Origin of the sequence: Vulcanococcus sp. DEBay_Sum22DG08_74 (assembly GCF_017852955.1) — a bacterium.
In the GTDB taxonomy this organism is placed as follows: domain Bacteria; phylum Cyanobacteriota; class Cyanobacteriia; order PCC-6307; family Cyanobiaceae; genus Vulcanococcus.
On record NZ_JAFMKL010000121.1, the window covers coordinates 1 to 4,678 of the forward strand.

At 63.3% G+C, this 4,678-nt stretch carries 4 protein-coding genes and 1 pseudogene; 3 read left to right on the plus strand and 2 right to left on the minus strand.

The window, feature by feature from the left end; all coding sequences use genetic code 11:
• On the minus strand, positions 1 to 807 hold an 807-nt coding region (locus tag QZ184_RS10210; RefSeq protein ID WP_296419449.1), incomplete at its 3' end, for an FAD-dependent oxidoreductase.
• 93 nt (positions 808 to 900) lie between these two features.
• Here QZ184_RS10210 and gatB point away from each other — a divergent pair.
• Complete coding sequence (gene gatB / locus QZ184_RS10215) at positions 901 to 2,373, plus strand: Asp-tRNA(Asn)/Glu-tRNA(Gln) amidotransferase subunit GatB (protein WP_247476784.1); 1,473 nt, start codon at positions 901 to 903, stop codon at positions 2,371 to 2,373.
• A 27-nt stretch (positions 2,374 to 2,400) separates the two neighbouring features.
• Here gatB and coaE read toward each other — a convergent pair whose 3' ends face one another.
• On the minus strand, positions 2,401 to 3,027 hold the full coding sequence (coaE, locus tag QZ184_RS10220; protein WP_296419452.1) for a dephospho-CoA kinase: 627 nt from the start codon (positions 3,025 to 3,027) through the stop codon (positions 2,401 to 2,403).
• Between the two features lie 58 nt (positions 3,028 to 3,085).
• Between coaE and argJ the strand changes: the two genes are divergently transcribed.
• Both argJ and QZ184_RS10230 read left to right on the plus strand, forming a co-directional pair.
• Positions 3,086 to 4,315: a bifunctional glutamate N-acetyltransferase/amino-acid acetyltransferase ArgJ gene (gene argJ / locus QZ184_RS10225; RefSeq protein WP_296419454.1), complete on the plus strand. Its 1,230-nt coding sequence runs from the start codon at positions 3,086 to 3,088 to the stop codon at positions 4,313 to 4,315.
• Positions 4,316 to 4,353: 38 nt separating this feature from the next.
• Positions 4,354 to 4,678, plus strand: a pseudogene (locus QZ184_RS10230) (hypothetical protein); the annotation flags it as partial.

Consider the following 4,678-nt stretch of genomic DNA (forward strand, 5'->3'; position numbering starts at 1 on the left):
GGTGGTGAATCCTGCATCCCGTTCGCTGGTGGCTCCGACCACCAACAGGCCGTCTTCTCGCGGGACCAAATAGGTGCCTGGGCCAAAGATCACCCGGGGCAGGGCGTCTTTGGGGCCCTGCAGCGAGAGCATCTGCCCTTTGACCGGATAGATCGGCAGCTCCGGCAGCAGGTCGGCACTCCAGGCGCCGCAGCAGAGCACGGCCTCACGGGCATCGATGGTCTGGAGGTCGCCTTCGGCGTTGCGGACGCGGATCCCCCGAAGTGTCTGGTCCCGCTGGAGCAGTTCCAGGACTTCAACGCCCTCCTGGAAGCGGACACCCAGGTCGACACAGGAGCGCTCCAGCGCGCGCATGAGTTGCCGGCGGTTATCGATTTGTCCGTCCTGCTGGAACAGCAGTCCGGCCCGCCAGCCGGGTCCGATGCCGGGGATTTCGCGTTCGAGGGCTGCACGATCCAGTGCTTGGCCCCAGGGAGCGGTGGGATAGATGTCGCGCTCCGCTTCTGAGGCGAAGGGCACCACGATTCCGCAGTCCCGCAGACCGCAGGAGAGGCCGCTGTCGGCTTCGATCTGCTCCACCCAGCCGGGGATCCGCTGCAGGCTGTCTTGGCCGAGGCGCAGCAGATCACCGCTGAGCCCTTCGGCATGGGGCGCGAGCATCCCGGCGGCTACAAAACCAGCGGCTTCGCTGCGCTGGCGGCTGAGCACTTCAACGGAGCGACCTGCCCGGGCGAGCTGATGGGCCAGGGCGAGACCCATGAGGCCGCCACCGAGGATCAGAACTCCGTTGCCCTGGGCGGCTGTCATGGCCGATCCAACCCGAACCGCCAGTGTTTCAGGTGATGCGTTGGGCTGACCAGCGGCCCTTCCATAGGATCAGGCGATTGACGGAGTTGGGACATGGCAGCTGAGGCCGCCTGGGAAGCAGTGATCGGCTTGGAGACCCATGTGCAACTGGGGACCAACAGCAAGATCTTCACCGGCGCCTCCACCACCTTTGGGGACGATCCCAATACCCATATCGATCCGGTGGTGTGCGGCCTGCCGGGAACCCTTCCGGTCCTGAATCAGAAGGTGCTGGAGTACGCCGTGAAGGCCTCCATGGCTCTCAATCTGAATATTGCTGAGCACAGCAAATTCGATCGCAAGCAATATTTCTATCCGGACCTGCCCAAGAACTACCAGATCTCTCAATACGACGAACCGATCGCCGAGGACGGTTGGATTGAAGTTGAGGTGGCTGAGAAAGGCAAAGACACCTACCTCAAGAAGATCGGGATTGAGCGTCTCCACATGGAGGAGGACGCCGGCAAATTGGTTCACGCTGGTAGCGATCGTCTCGCCGGTTCAACCCACTCGTTGGTGGATTACAACCGCGCTGGTGTGGCCCTCGCTGAGATCGTGAGCAAGCCCGATCTGCGCACCGGCCGGGAGGCGGCGGAGTACGCCTCCGAGATCCGCCGGATCATGCGCTACCTGGGCGTCAGCGACGGAAACATGCAGGAGGGCTCCCTGCGCTGTGACGTCAACATCTCCGTGCGCCGCGGGCCGGATGCGCCTTTCGGCACGAAGGTGGAGATCAAGAACATGAACTCCTTCTCGGCCATTCAGAAGGCCTGTGAGTACGAGATTCAGCGTCAGATCAAGGCCTACGAAACGGGTGAACCGATCGTTCAGGAGACCCGCCTTTGGGATGAGGGCAAGCAGCTCACCAAGAGCATGCGCAGCAAGGAGGGCGCCAGCGATTACCGCTACTTCCCCGATCCCGATCTGGGCCCGATTGAGGTCAGTGCAGAACTGCGCGAGGGCTGGCGCTCTGAGCTGCCCGAGCTGCCGGCTGCCAAGCGCCACCGCTACGCCGAAGACCTCGGTCTGTCCCAGTACGACGCCCGTGTGCTGACGGACGAACGTCCGATGGCGGAATTCTTTGAGGCAGCTGTGGCCACCGGAGCGGACCCCAAGGGTGTGGCGAACTGGATCACCGGTGACATTGCTGCCTACGTCAATGCCAACCGTCTCAGCTACTCCGAACTGGCCTTCCGCCCGGAGCAGGTGGCGGAGATGGTGAAGCTGATCGACGGCGGCAAGATCAGCGGCAAGATCGCCAAGGAAATCCTCCCCGAGTTGCTGGAGAAGGGTGGCTCACCGGCCAAGATCGTCGATGAGCGGGGTCTGGGCATGATCAGCGACCCTGCTGCAATTACCGCGATCGTCGAAGAGCTCCTGGCTGCTCACCCTGAGGAGGTGGAAGCCTTCCGCGGCGGTAAGAACAAACTGCAGGGCTTCTTTGTTGGCCAGCTGATGAAGAAGACCGGTGGTAAGGCTGATCCGAAACTCGCCAATCAGATCCTCAGTCAGAAACTTAAGGGCTAAGCGTTAGTTCAAGCGAATGAGTAGGCCTCACAGTGCCGCCTCAATTCCTTTTTTGAGGTGTTGATTTGATTCGCTGGTCACGCTGTTGTTGATCACAACATCACTCTGCTGCCTTTTGTTGCGCATTGGCCATTGCGCCTTGATTCGCATCTCGGCCGCTTCCTGACCGAGTCCATCGCGTTGCATCAGGCGTTCCAATTGCTGCTTTTCGTCGCAGTCCACCAGCCAGATCTCGCTGCAGAGCTCTTGTAGTCCCGCTTCAAAGAGCAGGGGAATCATCAACACCACTGTTGATTCAGCTGCGAGTTCAGCGAGCGCCAGCTCAAAGCGCTGGCGGACCAGCGGGTGAACGAGTTGCTCTAGCCAGCGCTTGTCAGTCGGATTGCTGAAGACAATCGAGCCAAGGGCTCCTCGATCGATCGTTGGGCACTCTGGGCCTGTGCCACTGGTTCGAACCGCGTCGCCGAAGCGTTCCAGCACTGCTGCAGCACCGGGGCTGCCAGGTGCCAGGGCCTCACGGGCGTACTGGTCGGCATCAAGAACAGGTAGCCCTTCTGCTTCGAGCAGGCGCCCCACCGTGCTTTTGCCCGTGGCGATGCCGCCGGTCAGGCCAATGCGCCGTTGTTGCCCTTGCCAGCGGGGCCCCTGACCCATGGGGAGTCACTGATCTGCCTGCACTCAGAATTGCAGGAGTTGATGCGGCTCACCAGCTGTGACCTACGCCTGGCGGTTGATTGATGGTGGTGTGACCGCACCTGCGGGCTTTCAGGCGTCGGGGATCACGGCGGGCCTGAAGGCCTCGGGGAAGCCGGACCTCTCGCTTGTGCTGGCTCCAGAGGGCGCCGTTTGTGCCGGCACCTTCACGACCTCCTTGGTGCGAGCGGCCTGCGTGGATCTCTGCGCCGATCGCCTGGCGGCCAGTGGTGGTGTCGCCAGAGCGGTGCTCACGAATTCAGGTCAGGCCAACGCCTGCACCGGCGACCGCGGCCTGGTTGACAGCATCCGTGCCACCCAGGCCGTGGCTGATCGCCTGGGGCTTGCGGCGGACGAGGTTCTGATCTGCTCCACCGGGGTGATTGGTGTCCCGATCCCCATGGAGACCCTGCTGCAGGCCATCGATCCGGTGGTGGAAGGCCTTTCGTCGGAGGGAGGCCCTGCGGCAGCCCAGGCGATCCTCACCACCGACCTGATTGATAAGCAGATCGCTCTGGAGGCGGAGCTTGGCGGCCAGACCGTTCGTATCGGTGGGATGGCGAAAGGCTCGGGAATGATCCACCCGAACATGGCCACGATGCTGGGCTATCTCAGCTGTGATGCCGGCGTTCCCGCTGAGGTCTGGCAGGGAATGGTTGCCCGCGCGGTGCAGCGCTCCTTCAACGCCATCACGGTCGATGGCGATACCAGTACGAACGACACCTACCTGGCCTTTGCCGCTGGCGCCCCTCTGGATCCGGCCCAGTATGCGGCCCTGGAGGAGGGTGTGACCGCCGTCTCGCAACACCTGGCCAAGGCCATCGCCCGCGATGGTGAAGGGGCCACTTGCCTGCTGGAGGTCCAGGTGGAGGGGGCGGCCACGGAGGCCGATGCGCTGGCCATCGCCCGCACGGTCTGTGGCTCCTCCTTGGTCAAGACGGCCGTCCATGGCCGTGACCCCAACTGGGGCCGGATTGTCGCTGCCGCGGGTCGTGCGGGAGTCCCCTTCGAGCCTGCTGCCGTCGCGCTCTGGCTCGGGGAGCATCAGCTGATGGCAGCTGGCCAACCCATGGCCTTTGATCGGCCGGCCGCCTCGGCCTACATGCGCGATCGGGCTGCCGGCACCTACCTCTTGGATGACACCGTTGCGATTCGCCTCTCGGTTGGTGCTGGACCTGGGAGTGGACGCGCCTGGGGGTGTGACCTCTCCGATCAGTACGTGCGCATCAACGCCGACTACACGACCTAAGAGCAGGCCTACCATCAGCCACCAACGTCCCTGCTGAGATGGCCAAGGCCGGAGCACCCCAGAAGCAGGCTCCCAATGGTCTCCCCAGGATCTGGATGGGCCCCTTGGTCGCTGGGGTGAGCTTTGCCTTGGCCTACGGCATCACGCAGCGACTGGCCGCGATCAACCTCGGCGATGTCATTCGCCTCAGTCCCCGCTTTGAGCAGAAGCAGACCCCTGGGGTGACGCTCAAGGACATGCGCCTGCGCTACGGCGAGCAGCCGTCTGAACTGCGCTCAGATCTCGATCCCCAGCAGCTCGAGCTCTGGCGCAAGGCCCAGGAGCAGGCCGATGCCGCCGCGAAAGCCAAGGCTGAGGCCGAGG